The organism is Streptomyces sp. NPDC001750, assembly GCF_042892615.1.
Classification (GTDB): Bacteria; Actinomycetota; Actinomycetes; order Streptomycetales; family Streptomycetaceae; genus Streptomyces.
The window spans coordinates 46,473-68,213 of record NZ_JBIAUE010000005.1 but is presented as its reverse complement, the minus strand read 5'-3'; the positions used below and the strand labels follow the sequence as shown (position 1 = coordinate 68,213).

General features: G+C 72.3%; 16 protein-coding genes and 2 pseudogenes. 9 read left to right on the top strand and 9 right to left on the bottom strand.

Annotated elements, in window-relative coordinates; genetic code table 11:
• Positions 1–58: 58 nt before the first annotated feature.
• A pseudogene (locus tag ACFYY6_RS10615) lies at positions 59–670 on the bottom strand (Na(+)/H(+) antiporter subunit C); the annotation flags it as partial.
• Positions 667–3,615 (bottom strand): Na+/H+ antiporter subunit A, encoded by a 2,949-nt coding sequence (locus ACFYY6_RS10610; protein WP_389192654.1) that lies wholly within the window; start codon positions 3,613–3,615, stop codon positions 667–669. The gene ACFYY6_RS10610 and the pseudogene ACFYY6_RS10615, both read right to left, overlap by 4 nt.
• Before the next feature lie 454 nt (positions 3,616–4,069).
• Between ACFYY6_RS10610 and ACFYY6_RS10605 the strand changes: the two genes are divergently transcribed.
• From ACFYY6_RS10605 to ACFYY6_RS10585, 5 genes and pseudogenes are all read left to right on the top strand, one after another.
• The gene (locus ACFYY6_RS10605) at positions 4,070–7,012 is read left to right on the top strand and encodes a nitrate- and nitrite sensing domain-containing protein (RefSeq protein WP_389192651.1); all 2,943 of its coding nucleotides are present in this window, start codon (positions 4,070–4,072) and stop codon (positions 7,010–7,012) included.
• Positions 7,009–7,446, top strand: a complete 438-nt coding sequence (locus ACFYY6_RS10600) for a roadblock/LC7 domain-containing protein (protein WP_351518664.1) — start codon at positions 7,009–7,011, stop codon at positions 7,444–7,446. Before ACFYY6_RS10605 ends, ACFYY6_RS10600 begins: the two co-directional genes overlap by 4 nt.
• On the top strand, positions 7,443–7,847 hold the full coding sequence (locus ACFYY6_RS10595; protein WP_386608278.1) for a DUF742 domain-containing protein: 405 nt from the start codon (positions 7,443–7,445) through the stop codon (positions 7,845–7,847). Before ACFYY6_RS10600 ends, ACFYY6_RS10595 begins: the two co-directional genes overlap by 4 nt.
• Before the next feature lie 6 nt (positions 7,848–7,853).
• Entirely contained in the window at positions 7,854–8,423 is a 570-nt protein-coding gene (locus ACFYY6_RS10590; protein WP_389192648.1) for an ATP/GTP-binding protein, read from the top strand.
• A 10-nt stretch (positions 8,424–8,433) separates the two neighbouring features.
• A pseudogene (locus ACFYY6_RS10585) lies at positions 8,434–8,628 on the top strand (hypothetical protein); the annotation flags it as partial.
• Between the two features lie 110 nt (positions 8,629–8,738).
• Here the strand turns inward: ACFYY6_RS10585 and ACFYY6_RS10580 are convergent.
• Both ACFYY6_RS10580 and ACFYY6_RS10575 read right to left on the bottom strand, forming a co-directional pair.
• Positions 8,739–9,140 carry a RidA family protein gene (locus tag ACFYY6_RS10580; RefSeq protein ID WP_362617627.1) on the bottom strand — a complete coding sequence of 134 codons (402 nt, stop codon included), beginning with the start codon at positions 9,138–9,140 and terminating at the stop codon, positions 8,739–8,741.
• The gene (locus tag ACFYY6_RS10575; RefSeq protein WP_351518667.1) at positions 9,137–10,291 is read right to left on the bottom strand and encodes an acyl-CoA dehydrogenase family protein; all 1,155 of its coding nucleotides are present in this window, start codon (positions 10,289–10,291) and stop codon (positions 9,137–9,139) included. Before ACFYY6_RS10575 ends, ACFYY6_RS10580 begins: the two co-directional genes overlap by 4 nt.
• A gap of 241 nt (positions 10,292–10,532) precedes the next feature.
• Here ACFYY6_RS10575 and ACFYY6_RS10570 point away from each other — a divergent pair, with 241 nt between their 5' ends.
• From ACFYY6_RS10570 to ACFYY6_RS10560, 3 genes are read left to right on the top strand one after another with little or no spacing between them, the layout of a single operon-like run.
• Positions 10,533–12,173 (top strand): AMP-binding protein, encoded by a 1,641-nt coding sequence (locus ACFYY6_RS10570; RefSeq protein WP_351623773.1) that lies wholly within the window; start codon positions 10,533–10,535, stop codon positions 12,171–12,173.
• A gap of 46 nt (positions 12,174–12,219) precedes the next feature.
• Complete coding sequence (locus ACFYY6_RS10565) at positions 12,220–13,059, top strand: GNAT family N-acetyltransferase (RefSeq protein ID WP_386608279.1); 840 nt, start codon at positions 12,220–12,222, stop codon at positions 13,057–13,059.
• Positions 13,056–13,532, top strand: a complete 477-nt coding sequence (locus tag ACFYY6_RS10560) for a hypothetical protein (protein ID WP_389192644.1) — start codon at positions 13,056–13,058, stop codon at positions 13,530–13,532. Before ACFYY6_RS10565 ends, ACFYY6_RS10560 begins: the two co-directional genes overlap by 4 nt.
• On the opposite strand, the gene ACFYY6_RS10555 is transcribed toward ACFYY6_RS10560, so the two are convergent.
• Together ACFYY6_RS10555 and ACFYY6_RS10550 are read right to left on the bottom strand one after the other, a co-directional pair.
• Entirely contained in the window at positions 13,519–15,942 is a 2,424-nt protein-coding gene (locus ACFYY6_RS10555) for a bifunctional salicylyl-CoA 5-hydroxylase/oxidoreductase (RefSeq protein ID WP_389192641.1), read from the bottom strand. The genes ACFYY6_RS10560 and ACFYY6_RS10555 overlap by 14 nt on opposite strands.
• Complete coding sequence (locus ACFYY6_RS10550; RefSeq protein WP_351518674.1) at positions 15,896–16,723, bottom strand: enoyl-CoA hydratase family protein; 828 nt, start codon at positions 16,721–16,723, stop codon at positions 15,896–15,898. The genes ACFYY6_RS10555 and ACFYY6_RS10550 overlap by 47 nt, the downstream gene beginning before the upstream one ends.
• A gap of 229 nt (positions 16,724–16,952) precedes the next feature.
• Between ACFYY6_RS10550 and ACFYY6_RS10545 the strand changes: the two genes are divergently transcribed.
• Positions 16,953–17,387, top strand: coding sequence for an ATP-binding protein (locus ACFYY6_RS10545; RefSeq protein WP_389192638.1), 435 nt, complete (start codon positions 16,953–16,955; stop codon positions 17,385–17,387).
• A gap of 61 nt (positions 17,388–17,448) precedes the next feature.
• Here ACFYY6_RS10545 and ACFYY6_RS10540 read toward each other — a convergent pair whose 3' ends face one another.
• The 3 genes from ACFYY6_RS10540 to ACFYY6_RS10530 all read right to left on the bottom strand — a co-directional run bounded on the left by ACFYY6_RS10540 (position 17,449) and on the right by ACFYY6_RS10530 (position 21,634).
• Positions 17,449–18,888 carry an amino acid permease gene (locus ACFYY6_RS10540; RefSeq protein WP_351518678.1) on the bottom strand — a complete coding sequence of 480 codons (1,440 nt, stop codon included), beginning with the start codon at positions 18,886–18,888 and terminating at the stop codon, positions 17,449–17,451.
• 289 nt (positions 18,889–19,177) lie between these two features.
• Positions 19,178–20,215: an ornithine carbamoyltransferase gene (argF, locus tag ACFYY6_RS10535; protein WP_351518680.1), complete on the bottom strand. Its 1,038-nt coding sequence runs from the start codon at positions 20,213–20,215 to the stop codon at positions 19,178–19,180.
• Between the two features lie 183 nt (positions 20,216–20,398).
• Positions 20,399–21,634 carry an arginine deiminase gene (locus ACFYY6_RS10530; RefSeq protein ID WP_351518681.1) on the bottom strand — a complete coding sequence of 412 codons (1,236 nt, stop codon included), beginning with the start codon at positions 21,632–21,634 and terminating at the stop codon, positions 20,399–20,401.
• Positions 21,635–21,741: the final 107 nt, after the last annotated feature.

The window sequence follows — 21,741 nt, the reverse complement described above, 5'->3', positions numbered from 1 at the left end:
CCTCCGGGTACGGATCCTCCGGGTGCGGCTCCCCGGGGCGGGGCGGTCGCTTCGGGGAGCCGCGCGGGCCGGGCGCGCTCGGTGCGTGGTTCTGGGGGCGGGCCCGTCCCTCCGCGTAGTCCTCGGGGTCCGCGCCCAGGACGTCGTGCCAGAGGTCCCCGGTGGCATACCGGCCCCGGGCCTGGAGCGCGCGATCGGCGCGCAGCCGGGCGCGCAGACGGCGGCGCTGCTCGCGGTACCGTTCGCGGTCCTCGGCCGTGACGTCGGCGGCGGCCCGGTAGCGTTCACGCAGTTCGTCCCGCTTCTCCAGCACCTCGGCGCGCAGGGCGATCCGCCGGTCCTCGTCATCGTCATGGACCTCGTCCGTGCCGTTCAACTGGTGGCTGCGGTAGGCCATGGCCAGGAGGAACGCCGTGGTGGCGAGGGTGATGACGATGGCGGTGAGCGCGATGGCCTGCGGCAGCGGGTCGGTGACGAGTCTCAGGGGGACGCCGTAGAGGAGTGGTTCCCGGCCGGCCGGTCCGCTCGCGGCGAGAACGAGCAGGTTGATGCCATTGCTGGCGATCACCGCGCCGAGCAGGATGCGGGTCAGGGGCCGGGTGAGCATGAGGATGCCGCCGACCGCGCACAGCACCGCGGCGGTGGCCAGGAGCGAGGCGCTCACCCTCATGCGGGGGCGCCTCCCGTCCCGGGCTCCCGCCCGCCTCCCGCTCCGGGGCCGGCGCCCGGCTCGGGCCCCTGCTCCGGTCCCCCCGCGACGGCCGCCGCCCGCTCGATCTGCCGGTCGATCTTGGCGCCGAGCGCGCGCACGATGTCCAGCACCACGCCCAGGACCAGCAGATAGACCCCGAAGTCGAAGAGGACGGGGGTGGCGAGGTGGTACTCGCCGAACAGGGGCAGCCGCCCGTGGTGGGACCAGGAGTGCAGGACCGTTCCGTCGATGAGACCGAGCAGGGCGACACCGGTGGAGACGAACAGCCCGAGGCCGGTGAAGAGTCCGGGTTGCAGCGGGGCCGCCTCGGCGAGTTCGAAACGGCCGCCCGCCAGATATCGGGTGATCAGGGCGAGTCCCGCGACGAGACCGGCGACGAAACCGCCCCCCGGCATGTTCTCGGCGCAGAACAGCAGGTACACCGAGAGCACCAGGACCGGATGGAACAGCAGCCGCGTCACCACCTCGAAGACGATCGAGCGGTGCTCGGGGGCGAGCGTCGAACCGGCCGCGAGCCAGCCGCGTTCTGGCGCGCCCTCGTCGCCGCGCGGCAGACCCGTCATCGCGGGCGCGGACAACGACCAGGCGGTACGCCCCCGCACCTCCTCCCTCAGCCACGGCTCCTCCGTACGGCGGTGCAGATAGATCAGGCTCGTCACCCCGATCGCCGCCGCGGCGAGCACGGCGGACTCCCCCATCGTGTCCCAGGCGCGCAGGTCCACCAGGATGGTCGCCACGACGTCCTTGAGCCCGTGGTGGGCGGTCTCCTCGACCATGGCCGCACCCGCCGGGGCGGCGCTCCGGGCGGCCGCCGCGACCCACACCACCACGCTGAGCGTCGCCGCCGCGGCCAGCGCCACCGGGATGCGCACGGCCCGCCGCCGGCTGCTGACCGACTCCTGGAAGCGCACCGGCATCCGGCGGAGCACCAGCACGAACACGATCATCGCCACGGTCTCGACGCAGAACTGGGTGAGTGCCAGGTCCGGCCCGCCCTCGACGACGAACAGCAGCGCCGCGCCGTATCCCGTCAGCCCGGCCAGGACCACGGCCTTCATCCGGCGTCCGACGGTGAGGCAGAGGAGCGCCGCCGCGCAGGTCAGCACGGCGACGGCGCCCTGCAGCGGGGCGTCCCAGAGGCGCGGGGCCACGGCCCCGCGCCAGGGCTGGTCGAACACCAGGACGGTGAGCTGGCCGGCCAGCATCACCAGCAGGGTGGTGGCGAGGTAGACGGAGAGCGAGCCGCGCTGGACGAGGCCGGTGAGCTGGAGGGAGAGCCGTTCCAGGCCGAGCAGCAGATGGCCGAAGACGCTGTCGGCGGTCGGCCAGGCGATCCGCCGGGAGAGCCGGGTGACGGTGGCGCGTCCCATGAAGAGCAGCACCCCGCCCGCCGTGGCGAGGGTCGAGAGCAGCACGGCGGTCCCCATCCCGTGCCAGAGCGCGAGGTGGTACGGGTGCGCGGGCGCGGGGAACGCGTCCGCGTACGCGCCGAGCAGCCGGTCGGCCCATCCGGCACCGGGCCCGAGCAGCAGCCCGCACACCGCGAGGAGCGCGGGCGCCGCGAGGAATGCCGGACCGACCCGGTGCACGGGCGTGTCCTCGACCCCGGGTTTGCGGGCGAAGGCACCCCATACGAACCGCAGGGTGTACGCGACGGTCAGGGCGGAACCGACGACGAGGGCGGCCAGGAGCAAGCGCTCCCCGGTGTCGCCGTGCGGCAGCGTGTCGAACGCGGCCTCCTTGGCGGCGAAGCCGAGCAGCGGGGGCAGGGCCGCCATGGAGGCGGCGGCCGCCACCGCGACCGCGCACACCTGCGGCAGCGCCCGGCCGACACCGGACAGGGCGCGCAGGTCACGGGTGCCGGCCGCATGGTCGACGATGCCGGTGACCAGGAACAGCGGGGCCTTGAACAGTGCGTGGGCCAGGATCATCACGGCGGCGGCCAGCGCCGTGTCGCGGCTGCCGAATCCGGCGAGCACGGTGAGGAAGCCGAGTTGGCTGACGGTGCCGTAGGCGAGGACGAGCTTGAGGTCGTTCAGGCGCAGCGCCCGCCAGCCGCCGAGCAGCATGGTCGCGGTGCCGAGCACCAGCACCACCGGCCGCCAGACCGGGACGTCGGCGAAGGCGGGGGCCAGTCGCGCGATCAGGTAGACGCCGGCCTTCACCATCGCGGCGGCGTGCAGATAGGCGCTGACGGGGGTGGGCGCGGCCATGGCGTTGGGCAGCCAGAGACTGAACGGCCAGATCGCCGATTTCGACAGGGCCCCGCACAGGATCAGCACCACAGCGGTCGAGACGGCGGCGTCGGCCGGGGGCGGGTCGGCGAGGATGGCGGAGATCCGGTAGGTGCCGGTCACCTGACCGACGATCAGGAAGCCGACGAACATCGCGAGGCCGCCGAGCGTGGTCACCACCAGCGCCTGGAGGGCCGAGCGGCGGCTGTGCTTTCGCTCGCTGTCGTACCCGATCAGCAGGTACGAGAAGACCGTGGTCAGTTCCCAGAAGACGTAGAGCGTCATCAGGTCGTCGGCGAGGACCAGTCCGAGCATGGCGCCCGCGAACGCCAGCAGGTTTCCCGCGAAGCCCGCCAGGCCCGGGGTCGAGTCGGTGAAGTACGAGGCGCAGTAGAGCAGGACGAGCGTGCCGATTCCGGCCGCGAGCAGCACCATCAGCTCGGCGAGCGCGTCGAGCCGCAGGCCGGCGCCGACGCCGTACGCGGGCATCCACGACCATGTCCAGGTGAGCACGTCGCCCGACGCGGTGGCGTTCCACCGCGTGGCCGCCCACACGGTGGCGGCGGCCGGTGCCGCCGCGAGCACGAGGAAGGCGCGCCTGCCCAGGAGCCGTACCAGCGGGCGCGCGCAGGCGGCGAGCACGAAGTGACAGACGATGAGCGCGGTCATGCGGCCCCGGAGGGCGCCGCGCGCCCACCCCGGCCGGAGATCCGGAAACCGGACGATGCATCAAGGACAAAAGCCACTCAATACAGATATATCCCCGAACGCATCCCACCCCTACGGCGCGCCGCACCCGCCCCGGCGCACTGCGTCCGCCGCCGGGCGCGGTCCGGGTACGCCGGAGCGCGGCGGCCCGACGCGCACGGACACCACCCGCGTCCGCTCCCGGCCGACCGCCCCGCCACCCGAACCGGCATGGAACGGGCACTTCCGGACCACGTGATGACACTGTGCCTGATCAGTAATGCACCCGTGAGACCACTTTCTTTTCATTTTTTGCGGTGTGACTACTATCTACCTGTCGAAGTTCTCAACGGATCTGGCCAGTCCTGAAACTGGCACCATCGTCTAGGAGCACGCCCTGCGCACGCGCGTCTCACGGCGTACCAAATCGACCACCATGTCGCTGCGGACAGCCCTTCTCGTACTGGCCATCGTTCCGGGCGTCGCGCTGGCCGCCCTCTGGGCCGTCACCAGTGGACAGACCCTGTGGGACTTCCAACGGCAGGCGGCCCAGGGCAAGTCGGCCGAGAATGCCGGTCAGCCGTCCACCGTCGTGTACTACAGCCTCCAGGAGGAGCGTCGGCTCAGCGCCGACGTACTGGGCGGACACAAGGCCGCCGAGGAACCGTTGCGACGGCAGCGCCTGCTGACCGACGACGCCATCAAGAGCTTTCAGGCGCTCTCCGACGTGGTGGCCGACGACGACCGGTCCGAGGTCCGGGACGCCGTTCGTACGGCACACGACGCGATCGCCCAACTCCCCGCCCAGCGCACCCTGGTCGACGAGAGCGGGGCCGAGCAGCAGCAGGCCGTGTACACCTACTACTCGGACCTGATCGCGGCGGACCTCGAACTCTTCGGGGCGCTCAGCCACGTCGACGACGGCCGGATCAGCACGCTCTCCCAGCCGCTCGTCGACCTCTTCTACGGCAAGGAGATGATCTCCCGCTCGGACGCCCTGCTGGCGCGCGGCTGGTCCGACGGGAAGCTCGGCGTCGAGGAGTTCGCCGCTGTCGAAGAGGCCATCATGGGCCAGCCGCTCCTGTACACCACCCAGGTCGTCCCCTATCTGTCGGCGGACGAGAGGGCCATGTGGGAGAAGCTCGTCCGCAGCCCGGCCTGGAAGACCAAGACGCGGCTGGAGAACCGGATGCTGCGTCCCACGCAGGCCGACAGCTCCGGCTTCATCGCCCTCGACCCCGACGACGAGAAGACCTGGCGCGGTGCGATGGACGGCGTGAACGCCCAGCTCAAGGAACTGCTGGAGAAGCGCGTCTCCTCCGTGGTCGAGGAGGGCAACAAGAGTGTGCGGTCCCTGCTGTTCACAGTGGCGCTGACCACGCTGGTCGGGCTGCTCGCCGTGATCGCGGTCATCTGGACCACCTGGCGTCTGACCCGCAACCTCCGAGGCCGGATCAGCAGCCTCCAGGAACGGGCCGAGGAGCTGGAGAAGGCGCTGCCCGACGTGGTCGACCGGCTGGCCCTGGGCGAGCGCATCGACCTCGAGGCCGAGGCCGGCGCCATCGAGCACGACGCCAAGAACGGCGACGGCGACGAGCTGAGCCGGCTCGGCGACGCCCTCAACCTAGCGCGCACCAGCGCGTTGACCGCGGCCGTCAAGCAGGCCGACCAGCACCGCGGGTTCGAGCGGCTCCTCCAGCGGATCGCCCGCCGCACCCAGCAGTTGATCGGCCAGCAGCTCAGGAAGCTGGACGATCTGGAACGCAAGCACGAGGACCCCGAGATCCTGGAGGATCTCTTCGACCTCGACCACCTCACCGCGCGTCTGCGCCGGTACGAGGAGAACCTCGTGATCCTCGCGGGCGGCACCCCGCACCGGCGCTGGCGCAAGCCGGTCCCGCTGCTGGACGTGATGCGTTCCGCCCAGGGCGAGGTGCAGGACTACCGGCGTGTGGCGCTGGACCTGAACGACAGCCCCTGGTTGTCGGAACGGGCCGTCGGTCCGGTGACGCACGTACTGGCCGAGCTCATCGAGAACGCGCTCACCTTCTCCCGGCCGCCGAACCCGGTCGAGGTCCGTGCGGCCAAGGTGAGCCGCGGTCTGGCCATCGAGGTCGAGGACCGGGGCCTGGGGATGGACGACGAGCAGCTGGCCGCGGCCAACGAGCTGATGGCCCGGCCGCCCCGGATGGACGTGCTGGCCCACTCCGAGGACATCCGGCTCGGCCTGTACGTGATCGCACGGCTCGCGAACCAGCACGGACTGCGGGTGGAGTTCCGCTCCTCGGCGTACGGCGGCACCCGCGTGGTCCTGCTCGTCCCCGACGAACTCACCGTCCCGGGACCGAACTCCGGCCCGGTGGTCGTGGCGCCCCCGGCCGCCGCGCTCGCACCCGCGCAGGCACCCGCGCCCGCGCCGGCCGCGTCCCTGGCACCGGAGACGGTCGACGGCCAGCCGCTGCCCACCCGCGTCCAGGGCCGCGCCCTGGCCGACGTCACCGCGATCAACACGGCGAGCACGCCCTACGCCCAGCAGCCGCACCAGACCGCCGAACAGCCCCAGCAGCCGTCCGGGACCGCATACCCCGCCGCCCAGGAGCACCCCTACGCGGCCCCGGAGAACGAACAGCCCTACACCGCCCCGGAGACCGCCGCTCCCGCCCCGCACCACCCGGCGCCGCGGGAGCAGCACGGGGCTCCCGCGCCCACCGGCGACACCTACGCCGCCGCGCCCGGCGGGCCGTATGCCTCACCCCCGTCCCCGTCCCCCTACGGCACGGACGAGCCCTACATGACGGCCGCCGGGCAGTACCCGGTGGACCCGCCGCCGTCCTGCCCCACCCCCGCGGGACCGGAACAGCCCCACCCCGCTCCGTACTCCGCCGGTGCCGAGTCCGGTCACCCGCCGCTCGCCGGGCCCGCAGGTCCCATGGGCCCCGTGGACACCATCGGCCTCCCGGTCCCCGGCTCCTACCGGTCCGGGCAGGACGACCACCGCCCGGCGCGGCTGCCGGTGTCCGAGCCGGACCACCCGGCGCCGCCGGACCCGGAAGCCGTCCGCGCGGAGAACGGCTCCGGCCCGCCCGCGCTGCCCGCCGGGGGCGCCCTGCCCGCGCCCGGCGCGGAACCGCCGCTGCCGCGCCGCGTGCGGCAGGCCAGCCTGGTGGACGAGCTGCGGGTCGGCCCGGCCACCCGGAACACCGTGCCCCGACCGCCGGGCCCGGAAGAGAACCCGCAGGCACGACCGGCCCCGCACCGGGCCGGAGCGGCGATCGGTGCCTTCCAGCGCCGGTCGCGCGCGGCCCGCGCGACCTCGGAGACGACACCGCGGCCCGCGCCGCCCGCCACCCCGCATCCCACGAGAGAAGAACGGTCATGACACGCACAACCGCCACACACCAGGACCTCGACTGGCTGCTCGACGGCCTGGTGGATTCGGTGGCCGAAACCCGCAACGCCGTCCTGCTCTCCGACGACGGTCTCGTGGTGAGCCATTCGCGCAGCATCGAGCGCGCCGATGCCGAACGGCTGGCCGCCATCTGCACCGGCCAGCAGAGCCTGGCCCGCGGCGTCGGCCAGCTCTTCGACGGCGGCGTCGTCCACCAGGTGATCGTGGAACTCGCGGACCTGTGGCTGTTCATCATCTCGGCCGGGCAGGGCACCCATCTGGCTGTGATCGCCTCCCAGGAGGTGGACGCCGAGATCATGTCCCTCGCCATGCACAACCTCGTCCAGCAGGTCGGCCAGAAGCTCTCCACCCCGGCCCGCGGCGAGTTCGACGCCTTCGGTTCCGGGGACGGGCAGCGCGCGTGACCGAGTACTGGGATGAGGACGCCGGGGAGGACGGGGCGGGCACGATGGTGCGCCCGTACACGATCACCCGGGGCCGGACCGCGCCCGAGCGGGACGACTTCAGCCTCATCACCGTGCTGACGACCGCGCAGGACCCGCGGGACGAGCACGGTGCGCCGGTCCTGCCGGGGCGGCTCCAGCCGGAGCACCGGCTGATCCTGGAGCGCTGCCGTCGGCCCTCCGCGGTCGCCGAGGTCTCGTCCGACCTCGGCCTCCCGGTGTCGGTGACCAAGATCCTGCTGGCCGACCTCGTCGCCCAGGGGCTGCTGACGGCCCGCGCGCCGCTCTCGGTGGCGCGGGCGGCCGGCGGCGCCGACATGGGCCTGCTGGCCGCCGTTCGTGACGGACTCCGGAGACTCTGAACCAACATGACAAGCAGTCAGGCGGCTCCCGCCGCCGTCAAGATCCTCATCGCCGGAGGCTTCGGCGTCGGCAAGACCACCATGGTCGGTGCCGTCAGCGAGGTCACCCCGCTGAGCACCGAGGAGTATCTGACCCAGGCCAGCGTCGGCGTCGACGACCTGGCCGGCGTCGACCAGAAGGACACCACCACCGTGGCCCTGGACTTCGGCCGGATCACGGTCAATGACGAGCTGGTGGTCTACCTCTTCGGCACCCCCGGCCAGGAACGCTTCTGGTTCATGTGGAACGACCTGGTCAACGGGGCGCTGGGTGGGGTGGTGATCGCCGATACTCGCAGGCTGGAGACGAGTTTCGCCTCGATCGACTTCTACGAGAGCCGGAACATCCCGTTCGTCGTGGCGATCAACTGCTTCCACGGCCACAACACCCGTACCCCGGACGAGATCAGGGCCGCACTCGACCTCGATCCACAGGTGCCGCTGCTGATCGGCGACGTCCGTCAGCGGCCGTTCTCCCGGGACGTGCTGCTGGCGCTGGTGGACCATCTGATGGGACTGCCCGCGGCGGCCGGCTGACACCCCGGTACTCGACGCGTGGGAGGCCCGCCGCCGCCCCCGGGCCATGTGGGTGCAGGCCATGTGGGTGCAGGCCATGTGGGTGCAGGCCATGTCGCGTGCCGTGCTCAAGCAGGAGACGGGCCTGGAGACCACGCCCGAGGAGGACGAGCTGCTGAAGATCGGGATACCGGGCGCGGCCCACGCACTGGTGAAGCCCTACTGACCGGCGACCGCCTCCCGTCCGTTCCGTTCCCGGTCTCCGCCCCCGCCTCTTCACGGGAGGGGGCGGAGGCGTCCGGGACCGCCCGGCCGGTTCGCGGCCGCCCGGCTCGCTCAGGGCAGGACCGCCACCCCGTCGAGTTCGACGAGCGCCTGCTCGTCCCAGAGTCTCGCCACCCCGATGACCGCCATCGCCGGATAGTCACGGCCCGCCAACCGGCGCCAGATCCTGCCCAGTTCACCGGCCCGGGCCCGGTAGTCGGCCACATCGGTGGCGTACACCGTCACCCGGGCCAGGTCCGCCGGGGCGCCACCCGCCGCGCGCAGGGCGGTGAGCAGGTTGGCGAGCGCCGTTGCGAACTGCTCGGGCAGCGTGGTACCGACGACCTTGCCGTCCACGTCGAGCGCGGTCTGCCCGGCCAGGAAGACCAGTTGGCCGCCGACGGCCGTCGTGGCGTGCGAGAACCCCGCCGGGGGCGACAGTTCGGCGGGGTTGATCCGGTGCACCGGACTCATGCGGACGCCTCCCTGTTCGCGTACGACTCCCGGGCGATGATGGTGCGCTGCACCTCGCTGGCGCCCTCGTAGATCCGTGGGGCGCGGACCTCCCGGTAGAGGTGTTCGAGGAGGTGGCCGCGGCGCAGGGCGCGGGCGCCGTGCAGTTGGACGGCGGTGTCGACGACGTACTGCGCGGTCTCGGTGGCGTACAGCTTCGCCATGGCCGCGCGGCGCGGCACGCCCTCTTCACCCGCGTCGTGCGCGGCGGCCGCCGCGTAGACCAGGAGCCGGGCGGCCTCGGTGCGGGTGGCCATCTCGGCGACCTGGTGGGAGACGGCCTGGAGGTCCTTCAACGGGCCGCCGAACGCGGTGCGTCCGGCGGTGTGGGCGAGCGTGGCGTCCAGTGCGGCGCGGGCCATGCCCACGGCAAACGCGCCCACGCTGGGGCGGAACAGGTTCAGGGTGTCCATGGCGACCCGGAAGCCGCGGTCCGGTTCGCCGAGCACGTCCTCGACGGTGACGGGTACACCGTCGAAGCACAGGGTTCCGATGGGGTGCGGCGAGAGCATGTCCAGGGCGGAGCCGGTGAGTCCGGGACGGTCGGCGGGCACGAGGAACGCGGTGACGCCGCGTGATCCGGCGCCCCGGGTCGTACGGGCGAAGACGGTGTAGAAGTCGGCCTCCGGGGCGTTGGAGATCCAGCACTTCTCACCGGTGAGCCGCCAGCCGCGGCCCGCGCCGGAACCGGGACCGAGGCCCCCGTCGGGAGCGGCGTCCAGGGCCAGGGCCGCCGCGTCGGAGCCGGCACCCGGCTCGCTGAGCGCGAAGGCGGCCACGGCACGCCCCGCCCGCACCTCGGGCAGCCAGCGCGCCCGCTGGGCGGGCGTGCCGGCCCGGAGCACCGGGTGGCTGCCGAGACCCTGGAGGGCCAGGGCGGTCTCCGCCTCGGTACAGCCACGGGCCAGGGACTCGCGGAGCAGACAGAGGTCGAGCGCTCCGGAGTCCAGCATCCGGTCGAGCAGACCCGACGCGCCGAGCGCGGCGATCAAGGGGCGGTTGACGTGGCCCGGTCCGCCCTTTTCGGCGAGGGGGCGCAGTTGCTGTTCGGCGAGGGCTCGCAACTCCTCGCACCACGAGGTCTGTGCCGGATCGAGCGAGAATGCCGTCATCGCGGCGTCTCTCCTGTCGCGTCTCGTCTGAGTCGTCCTTCTGTTCTGTCGTCTTCCCCGTTCTTGCGTCTCGTGCTCGCCGGACTTCCGCCCTGCGCCCCTCGGACCTCTCGGTACGTCATGTTCCGTACCCGGTCCGCACGTCGGCCCTCGACGGTTTCGCGCCCGTTCGTCCATCGCGGACCGTTGACTACCGTCACCCGAACGATACGCTCCAGAGGCGACAAGGGGGCGATCCTTCATGGACCCGAAGACCTCAGCGCACCTCGACACCTTCGCCCGGGAGCACCTCCCTCCCCCGGACCAGTGGCCGGACCTGCTCTTCGATCTCCCGGAGCTGCGCTATCCGGCCCGGCTCAACTGCGCGGCGGAACTGCTGGACCGGACCGTCGACCGGCTGGGCCCGCACCGCCCCGCCTTCCGCACCCCCGACGGCGGGGTGTGGAGCTACGGGGAGCTGCGGGAGCGGGTGGACCGGATCGCCCACGTCCTGACCTCCGATCTGGGGGTCGTCCCCGGCAACCGGGTGCTGCTGCGCGGTCCCACCACCCCCCGTCTGGCCGCCTGTTGGCTCGCGGTGCTGAAGGCGGGCGCCATAGCGGTCACGGTCCTGGACCGGCAGCGGGCGGCCGAACTCGCCACCATCTGCTCGATCGCCCGGGTGAGCCACGCCCTGTGCGACGTCCGGTCGGTCGACGACCTGGTGCGGGCAGAGGTGCCGGGGCTGCGGATCACGGTCTACGGGGGTGACGCACCGGACGATCCGCTCCGCCCGACCGGGGCCGTCACCGAGGACGGGGCCGAGGACGGGAGAGGACCGTACGTCCCGGTGGACACCGCGGCGGACGACGTCGCGCTGATCGCGTTCACCTCGGGCACCACCGGGCGTCCCAAGGGCTGCATGCACTTCCACCGGGACGTGCTCGCCATCGCGGACACGTTCTCGCGCCATGTGCTGCGCCCCACGCCCGACGACGTGTTCGCGGGAAGTCCCCCGCTCGGTTTCACCTTCGGGCTCGGTGGTCTGGTGGTCTTCCCGCTCCGGGCCGGTGCCAGTGCGCTGCTGCTCGAACAGTCCGGCCCGGAACGGCTGCTGCCCGCGCTCGCCGCCCACCGGGTCTCGGTCCTGTTCACCGCGCCGACCGCCTACCGCCTGATGCTCGACCACGTGGACGCGCACGACCTGAGCGCGCTGCGGCGCTGCGTCTCCGCCGGGGAGAACCTCCCGGCCGCCACCTGGCGGTCCTGGTACGCGCGGACGGGGCTGCGCATCATCAACGGCATCGGCGCCACCGAACTGCTGCACATCTTCGTCTCCGCCGCCGACGACGCGGTCCGCCCCGGCACCACCGGGGTTCCCGTGCCCGGCTGGCAGGCGCGGGTGCTGGACCGGGAGGGGCGACAGGTGCCGGACGGGGAACCCGGTCTCCTCGCGGTGCGCGGTCCGATCGGCTGCCGCTACCTCGCCGACGAACGCCAGCGGGAATACGTGGCGCACGGCTGGAACATCACCGGCGACACCTATGTGCGCGACGCGGACGGCTACTTCCGTTACGTGGCCCGCGCGGACGACATGATCATCTCCTCCGGCTACAACATCGCGGGCCCCGAGGTCGAGGACGTCCTCCTGCGCCATCCCTCGGTCGCGGAGGCGGCGGTGGTGGGCAGGGCGGACGAGCTGCGCGGCCGGATCGTGGTGGCGTACGTGGTGCTGCGCGCGGGCGCGGAGCTGTCGGCCGAGGCGTTGCGTACGTACGTGAAGGGCGAGCTGTCCCCGTACAAGTGTCCGCGCGTCATCGAGTTCCTGCCCGCCCTCCCCCGCACGGCGACCGGGAAGCTGCAGCGATTCCGTCTCCGCGAGGAACGTCCCGAAGGGGCCTGAGGGAAATGCGGGTGCCTTGTCTTCGGCGTTCCCGGCAGGATGAGGCATGACCTGGACCCTCACCCATGACGTCGAGGTGTTCCTCGACGCGGCCGGGGCCTCGCTGACCGCCCGGCCCGCCGAGAACACCCTGGTTCTGACCGTCACCGCCGCCCTGCGGCTGGGCGGCCCCCGTGCCTTCGGTGACGCCGATCCGCTGCTGGGGTGGTGGCGCGGCGCGGACGGGCGGGTTGCGGGGACGCTGGTGCAGACCCCGCCCCGGCCGCCGGTGCTCGCCCTCGTCGCCCCGGAGGCGGTCGGTCCGCTGGCCGCCGCGCTCTCCCGGACGGGCACCGTCCCGGCGGAGGTCAACGCGGACCGGGCCACCGCCGAGGCCCTGGCCACCGCGCTCTGGCCCGGTCACCGGGTGGTGCAGGAGCAGCGGCTGTACCGCCTGGGGACGCTGACCCCGCCCGTCATCGCACCGCCGGGCCGGGCCAGGGCGGCCACAGGAGCCGACCGGGAACTGCTGGTGCGCTGGCACCACGCGTTCGGCGAGCGCACCGGCCAGTCCGTTGCCCATGTCGAGCGGCTGGTGGACGAACGGACGGCGTCCGGCAGGCTGACGCTCTGGGAGGACGGCGGCGTCCCGGTGTCGATGGCGGGCGTCTCGCCGCGCATCGCCGGCATGGTGCGGATCACCGCGGTCTACACGCCTCCCGAGCACCGCCGCCGCGGCTACGCGGCGGCGGCGGTGGCGGAGACGAGCCGTGCGGCACGGAAGGCCGGCGCGGCGGAGGTGCTCCTCTTCACCGATCTCGCCAATCCGACGAGCAACGGCGTGTACCGCCGCATCGGCTACCGCCCGGTCTCGGACCGCCTGCTGCTCGCCGCGGTGGACCGATGAGCGGGCCTCCCGGACCCCGGCCGTCCGAACCCCGGCCCCCCGAACCCGGGCCGTTCGCACCCCGGTGGCTGGTCACGGCGACCGTCGTGCGGTGGCGGCGGTACGGGGACCTGGGCCGGGAGTTCCGCCCCGGGACGAAGGCGTACCGGGGCGGGGCGAGGGTGTACGTCGTCGACACCCACCCGGGGACGGGGCACGGGCAACTGACGGCGGTGGGGCACGCCCGGCGCACCGGCCGCTGGATCGCCATCGACATGGGGACCCGTCATCTGCACACCTTCCGGGCCCGTCTGGTGTACGTCCCGGCGGTACTGCGCAGATGCCCGGGGCAGGTCGGCGCCACACGGGAGGAGGCCGAGGAGCTGGCCGTCCTGCTGGAGCGGGTGGCGCGGGAGGAGCGGCACGCCCACCACGGGGCGCCGCACCCCGATCCGTGCCTCTGCCACGAGTGCAGACCCGTCACCCCAGGGTGAGCCGGGGTCTCGGGGCGTCGGTGCGGCCGGTCGGCGGGGTGCGACTGCCCGCGCGGTACGGGGGCGGCCAGGGCGCGCCGGGGCCGCCGTAGTCCTGTTCGGCCGCGGCGTGCAGCGTCCAGTGCGGGTCGTAGAGGTGCGGGCGGGCCAGGGCGCAGAGATCGGCGCGGCCCGCGAGCAGCAGGGAGTTGACGTCGTCCCAGGAGGAGATCGCGCCGACCGCGACGACGGGCACGCACACCGTGTTGCGGATCCGGTCGGCGTACGGGGTCTGGTAGGAGCGGCCGAACTCGGGGCGTTCCTCGGCGACGACCTGCCCCGTCGACACGTCGATGGCGTCGGCCCCGTGGGCGACGAAGGCGCGGGCGATCTCGACGGAGTCCTCGGCCGTGGTGCCGCCCTCGGCCCAGTCGGTGGCGGAGATGCGGACGATCATCGGGCGGTCGTCGGGCCATGCGGCACGGACCGTGTCGAAGACCTCCAGCGGGTAGCGGAGCCGGTTCCTCAGCGGCCCGCCGTACGCGTCGGTGCGGTGGTTGGCGAGCGGCGAGAGGAAGCCGGACAGCAGATAGCCGTGGCCGCAGTGGAGTTCGAGCAGGTCGAATCCCGCGTGGTCGGCGCGCCGGGCCGCCGCCGCGAACTGTTCGCGCACGGCGGCGAGCCCGGCCCGGTCCAGGGCGTGCGGAATCTGGCTGACTCCGGCCGTGTACGGGATCGGGGAGGCGGCGGCCACGGGCCAGTTGCCGTGGTCGAGGGGCTGGTCGATGCCCTCCCACATGAGCTTGGTGGAGCCCTTGCGCCCGGCGTGGCCGAGCTGGACGCCGATGGCCGTCCCGGGTGAGCTCGCGTGGACGAAGTCGGTGATCCGGGCCCAGGCCGCGGCCTGTTCGGCGGTGTAGAGCCCGGCGCAGCCAGGAGTGATGCGGCCTACGGCGCTCACGCACACCATTTCCGTCATGACGAGTCCGGCCCCGCCGAGCGCCCTGGCACCCAGGTGGACGAGGTGGAAGTCGCCGGGAACGCCGTCGACGGCCGAGTACGTGTCCATCGGTGAGACGACGACGCGGTTGCGGAGCGCGAGACCGCGCAGCCGCAGCGGGGTGAACATGGGCGGGGTGCCGGGAACGGTGCCGAACTCCTCCTCGACGGCGGTGGTGAAGGAGACGTCACGCATCCGCAGGTTGCCGTGGGTGACGCGGCGGCTGCGGGTGAGGAGGTTGAACGCGAACTGGCGGGGCGGCTGGTCGACGTAGGTGCCCAGTTCCTCGAACCAGCGCAGGCTGGCCGTCGCGGCCCGCTGGGTCGACTCGACGACCGGCCGGCGTTCGGCCTCGTACGCGGCCAGCGCGGCGGGCAGGCCGGGCTGCTCCTCGACGCAGGCGGCGAGCGCGAGGGCGTCCTCGAAGGCGAGTTTGGTGCCGGAGCCGATGGAGAAGTGCGCGGTGTGGGCGGCGTCGCCGATGAGCACCGTGTTGCCGTGCGACCAGCGGGCGTTGGCGACGGTACGGAACGTGAGCCAGGCGGAGTTCTTGGACCGCAGCGGCCGGCCGCCGAGCGTCTCGCGGAAGACGTCGGCACAGCGTGCGATCGAGTGCGTCACGTCGGCGGTGTCGAATCCGGCGGCGCGCCACACCTCCTCGCGCATCTCGACGATGACCGTGGAGGCGTCGGCGGAGAAGGGGTAGCCGTGGAGCTGCATCACCCCGTGCGCGGTCTCGGCGATCTCGAATCGGAACGCGTCGAGGGCGAAGTCCGCGGCGAGCCAGATGTAGCGGCAGCGGTGCGGGGTGAGGCGGGGGGCGAAGACGTCGGCGTGGGCGGCGCGAGTGAGGCTGTGCACCCCGTCGGCGGCGATCACCAGATCGTGCGCGGCGGCCAGTTCGGCGGCGGGCGGGGCCTCGGTGCGGAAGCGGAGCCGTACGCCGAGGGAGTCGCAGCGCGCGTGCAGGATCGCCAGCAGCCTGCGTCTGCCCAGCGCCGCGAAGCCGTGCCCGCCGGAGGTCTGGGTCACCCCCCGGTGGACGATGTCGATGGCGTCCCAGCGGACGAACTCGTCCTGGAGGGCGGCGTGGACGACGGGGTCGGCGTGCTCGATGCCGCCGAGGGTCTCGTCGGAGAGGACGACACCGAAGCCGAAGGTGTCGTCGGGGGCGTTGCGTTCCCAGACCGTGATGTCGCGCTCCGGGCCGAGCCGCTTGAGCAGGGCGGCGGCGTAGAGGCCGCCGGGCCCGCCGCCGATGACCGCGATCCGCCGCACGCCGGCCGGCTTCGCACCGGCCGTCACCGAGCCGAGGGGCGCCGCCCCGCACACCGCCGCATCGGACGCCGACGCTTCGGGCACCGTCGCATCGGGAGGCACGGCGCTACCGCCCCTGCCACTTCGGCGGCCGTTTCTCGGTGAAGGCGGCATGGAATTCCGCGTAGTCCTCGCCGTTCATCAGCAGGGCCTGGGTCGCGGCGTCCATCTCCACCGCGGCGGCGAGGGGCATGTCGAGTTCGGCGGTCAGCAGCGCCTTGGTCCGGGCGAGGGCGAGCGCCGGTCCGTCGGCGAGGCGGCGGGCCAGCGCCGCCGCCCGCGCGTCCGCGCCGCCCTCCTCGGTCAGCTCGCTGATCAGCCCGATCCGCTCCGCCTCCGGTGCGCGAACCGGTTCGCCGAGCATCAGCAGCCGGGTGGCGTGTCCGAGGCCGACGACGCGCGGGAGCAGATAGGCGGCGCCCATGTCGCCGCCGGAGAGACCGACCCTGGTGAAGAGGAAGGCGAAGCGGGCGGAGGGGTCGGCGATCCGGAAGTCCGCCGCCAGCGCGAGAACCGCCCCGGCGCCGGCGGCCACGCCGTGCACGGCGGCGACGACGGGGAACGGCGCTTCGCGCAGGGCCCGCACCACCTGGCCGGTCATGCGGTTGAAGTCGAGCAGTTGGGCGGTGTCCATGGAGAGGGTGGCGCCGATGATGTCGTCGACGTCCCCGCCGGAGCAGAATCCGCGCCCCTCCCCCGCGAGGACCAGAGCGCGTACGGCACGCTCGCGGGACAGTTCGGCGAGCAGGTCACGCAGATCGGCGTAGGCGCCGAAGGTGAGCGCGTTGAGTCTCTCGGGGCGGGCGAGGGTGACGGTGGCGACCCCGTCGTGGGTCGTCAGCCGCAGATGACGCCAGTCATCCGTTCGGGGGGCGGAGCTGGGAAACGGACTCATGGAGGGGACTCCCCTTCAGCCGTCGGGCCGCTGCCTGCACACGAACGTATCACTCGCCTGTGACTCCCGTCATGGAAACGAGATAAGCATGGCCGTGAGAGCGTAGTGCCGAACGTCCCCCTTCGTACCGGTCGGCGGACCCTTGTCTGTGTTGTTGCGCTTCGTAAGGTTGAAGCTCAGAAGTTATTGACCTCGAGAGAGTCCCCGACTCCGGAACGGAAACGCTGCCGTGCCCTCCGATGCCCCCTTTCCCGCCTCCTGGCGGATCGCCCTGCCGCACTCGACGGTGGCCGTACCGGTCGCCCGCGCGCTGATCCGTACGGCACTGGCGGACATCGGGGAGGCGGCCGACTCCGGGACCGCCGAGCTCCTCACCGCGGAGCTGGTCGCGAACGCGGTGGAGCACACGCGCGGCGACGAACCCATCGAGCTGGTGGTGGAGCTCTGTCCGAGCGGCTGGCAGGTGGAGGTGCACGACCGCGATCCCACACCGCCGGGCGCCCTGTCCCGTCCCGCGTCCGGCGGCGACCTGGACCCCTGGCAGGAGCACGGCCGGGGCCTCCTGCTCATCCGTACGCTCAGCGCCTCCTGCGGTCATCGCACGACGGAACAGGGCAAGGCCGTGTGGTTCACCCTGCCGTCCCAGGCGTCGCCCCGGGACTGACTCCGCCGCGACGGCCGCCGCCCGGCGAACCGGGATCCAGGGAAGGGGAGCCGTCCGGGCCCTATCGGGGCTCCGTCGCGCCCAGCCGGGAGCGGCTGCGGCCGTAGCAGGCGTACACCCCCGCGCCCACCAGCAGGAACACGGCGAACTGCACCCAGGTCGCCCAGCCCGTCCCGTACATGAGGTACAGGCAGAAGACGACGCCCAGGAGCGGGCTCAGCGGATACAGCGGCACCCGGAACGAGCCCCGCACCTCGGGGTTGCGGCGGCGCAGCATGATCACCGCCAGGTTCACCACGACCATGGTGCCGAGGGTGCCGATGGTGGTCAGGTTCACCACCACGTCGAGCGACGAGAAGGCCGCCGGAACGGCGAAGACGACCGCCACGATCCAGGTGTTGGCGACCGGCGTCGACGTGCGCGGCGAGACCCGTTCGAAAACGCGCGGGATCAGGCCGTCACGGGACATCGACATCAGGATGCGGGTCTGCCCGTACATCACCGCGAGCACGACGGAGGCGATCGCGACGACCGCCCCGAAGGCGATGATCGCGCCGCCGACGGCCGAGCCGGTCACCTGGTCGACGACGATCGAGAGCGCGGCGGGCTTGTCCGCGACGTCCCGCGGGCCGAGCGCTCCGATCGCGGCGAGCGCGACGGCGCAGTAGAGCAGGGTGACCAGGCCGATGCAGACCATGATCGCGATCGGGATGTTCCGGCGCGGGTCCTTGACCTCCTCGCCCGCGGTGGTGATGGCGTCGAAGCCGATGTAGGAGAAGAACGCCAGCGACGCGCCCGCGGTGATCCCGCCCGCCCCGTGCGCGACGAAGGGCGTGAGGTTCTCGTGCTGGTAGGCGGTGAAGGCGATAGCGCAGAACAGGGCCAGAATGCCGATCTTGAGCACGGCCATCGCGGCGGTGGCCCCGGCGCTCTCCCGGACGCCGCGCACCAGCAGGACGGCGGCCATCATGATCACCAGCACCGCGGGCAGATTGATCAGCCCGCCGTCACCGGGCCCCGCCGAGAGGACGGCGGGCAGCTGCCCGCCGAACAGGCTGTCCAGGAGTTCGTTGACGTACTGGCTCCAGCCGACGGCGACCGCGGAGACCGAGACCCCGTACTCCAGCAGCAGGCACCAGCCGACGAGGAACGCGACGCGCTCGCCGAAGGTCGCGTAGGCGAAGGAGTACGAGCTGCCGGACACCGGGATCGCGCTGCCCAGCTCGGCGAAGGAGAAGGCGGTGAAGACACAGGTGATCGCGGCCAGCACGAAGGAGAGCACCACGGCGGGACCCGCCTCGGCGACGCTGTCGGAAAGGCCGACGAAGATGCCGGTGCCCACGACGGCGCCGACACCGAAGCACACGAGTTGAAAGAGACCCATGGTGCGCTTGAGACCGTGCCCCTCCAGGTCCGCGCCGGATTCGGCGATCAGCTGGTGGGGGTTCTTGACGCGCGGACCGGACGGGATCGAGCGGTTCGGCGGGCGCAGCGCACTCACGGGGGATCTCTTCTCTGGTGGAGCATGTGGGGGCGGCACGCGGGGGCCTGTGGGGACCTCGGTGCCGGTGGGACTTCGCAGCCGCCGGGGGGTTCGTGGCCGCCGGGGCTTCGGAGCCGGACGGGAGTACGGCGGCCGGTTGGGGACGGGGCTGCCGGACGGGGTCGGGATGCCGGGTGGGCGGCACTCACGCAAGGGGGGTCCGAGCGTCCGGGCCCGAACCCCACCAAGAAGCACGATATTAATCACCTCTGTGCATGTTCACCCAATTGGGCGCATGATCATGCGGTCACGTGCCTTCGGCCGGGGTCGCGGCACCGGCCGCCGGGCCGGCGAGGGTGGCCACCAGGACGGCCTTGATCGTGTGCATCCGGTTCTCCGCCTCGTCGAAGACGATCGAGTGCGCGGACTCGAAGACCTCGTCGGTCACCTCCAGCTCCGTCAGACCGTGGGCCGCGGCGACCTCCCGCCCGACCGCGGTGCCGAGGTCGTGGAAGGCGGGGAGGCAGTGCAGGAACTTCACGTCCGCGTTGCCGGTGGCCCGCAGGACGTCCATGGTCACGGCGTACGGGGCGAGAGCCTCGATCCGCTCGGCCCAGACCTCCTTGGGCTCCCCCATGGAGACCCAGACGTCGGTGGCGACGAAGTCCGCGCCCCTGACGCCCTCGGCGACGTCCTCGGTGAGCGTGACGGTCGCGCCGCTCGCGTCGGCCAGCCTGCGGGCCTCACCGACGACCTCGTCGGTCGGCCAGTACGACCTCGGCGCGACGATCCGCACGTCCATGCCCAGCAGCGCGCCGGTGACCAGGTACGAGTTGCCCATGTTGAAGCGGGCGTCGCCGAGGTAGGCGAAGGCGATCCGGTCCAGCGGCTTCTCGCAGTGCTCGGTCATGGTCAGGACGTCGGCGAGCATCTGCGTCGGGTGCCAGTCGTCGGTGAGCCCGTTGAACACCGGAACGCCGCCGTGGGCGGCCAGCTCCTCGACGGCCGCCTGGCTGTCGCCGCGGTACTCGATGCCGTCGAACATGCGGCCGAGGACGCGAGCCGTGTCCTTCACCGATTCCTTGTGCCCCATCTGGGAGCCCGAGGGATCGAGATACGTCGTGGAGGCCCCCTGGTCCGCGGCGGCCACCTCGAAGGCGCAACGGGTGCGGGTCGAGGTCTTCTCGAAGATCAGCGCGATGTTCCTGCCGCGCAGCCGCTGCACTTCGGTCCCCGACCTCTTCGCGGCCTTGAGCTCGGCCGCGAGATCGATCAGGCCGCGGAACTCCTCGGCCGTGAAGTCCAGCTCCTTGAGGAAGTGGCGGCCTGCGAGGTCTATGGCCATGGGAGAGCTCCTGGGTAGGGCGGTGATCGAACGTACAGCGACTTTGGAAGTCTATACGACGCTATGCATCGATATACAGGCCCTCCCGGAAAGCCGGCGGGGGAGAGACCCGCAGGCCGGCTGGCGCGGAGAGGCGTGGGGGGAATCGTCGCTCACCGGGGGCGCTCACCGGGACCCACCCGGTCACCGCACGGCGTCGCGTTCCACGGGGCAGCTCATGCAACGGGGCCCGCCCCTGCCCCGGCCCAGTTCGCTGCCGCGGATCTCGATGACCTCGATGCCTTCCTTGCGCAGATACGTGTTGGTGGTGGCGTTGCGCTCGTAGGCGACGACGACGCCCGGCTCGACGGCGAGCACGTTGCAGCCGTCGTCCCACTGCTCGCGCTGGGCGGCGTGCACGTCCTGGACGGCCGTCAGCACCCGGATCGAGTCCAGGCCCAGGGCGTGCGCGATCGCCTGGTGCATGTGCTCGGGCGGATGATCGGTGACCTTCAGGTCCCTCGGCCCGTCGCCCGGCTCGATGGTGTACGAGCGCAGCATGCCCAGACCCGCGTACTTCGTGAAGGTGTCGCCGTCGACCATCGTCATGACCGTGTCCAGATGCATGAACGCCCGGCGCTTGGGCATGTCGAGCGCCACGATCGTGCGCGCCGACCCCGCGTCGAACAGCCCGCGGGCCAGCATCTCGACCGCCTGCGGGGTGGTGCGCTCGCTCATCCCGATGAGCACGGCGCCGTGCCCGATGACCAGGACGTCACCGCCCTCGATGGTGGAGGGGTAGTCGTCCTGCCCCTCGGACCAGTGGTGGAAGGCACCGGCGTCGGGGCCCGTGAAGAGGGGGTGGTGGCGGTAGATCGCCTCGAAGTGGACGGTCTCGCGCTGCCGGGCGGGCCAGCGCATCGCGTTGATGGACACCCCGTCGTATATCCAGGCGGAGGTGTCCCGGGTGAAGAGATGGTTCGGCAGCGGGTCGAGCAGGAAGTCGTCGAGGTCCATGACGTGGAAGCGGACGGAGGTCGGCTCGCTGTGCCGCTCCAGGAACTCCCGTTTGGTCATCCCGCCGACCAGCGCCTCGGTCAGCTCGGATGCGGGCAACTCCTCGAAGGCGGCCCGGAGGTGCTCGGTGGCGAGCGGCCCGTACTCCTTCTCGTCGAAGACCCGGTCCAGGACGAGCCGTCTGGCCACCGGGATCTCCAGCGACTCGCGCAGCAGTTCGCCGAAGAGGTGCACCTCCACCCCGCGGTCGCGCAGCACGTCCGCGAAGCCGTCGTGCTCCTGCCGGGCCCGGCGGACCCAGAGCACGTCGTCGAACAGGAGCGCGTCCTTGTTGTCGGGTGTGAGCCGCTTCAGTTCCAGATCCGGACGGTGCAGGATGACGCGGCGCAGCCGCCCGGTCTCGGAGTCGACGTGGAATCCCATGTCTCCATCCTCACCGTGCGGAGCGCCGTTCACCCGGCGAATCGCCAGCGGTTTCCGCACCGCGCGGCGCGCACGCCGCCCGTCCCCGCCACCGCGGGCCGGTACGG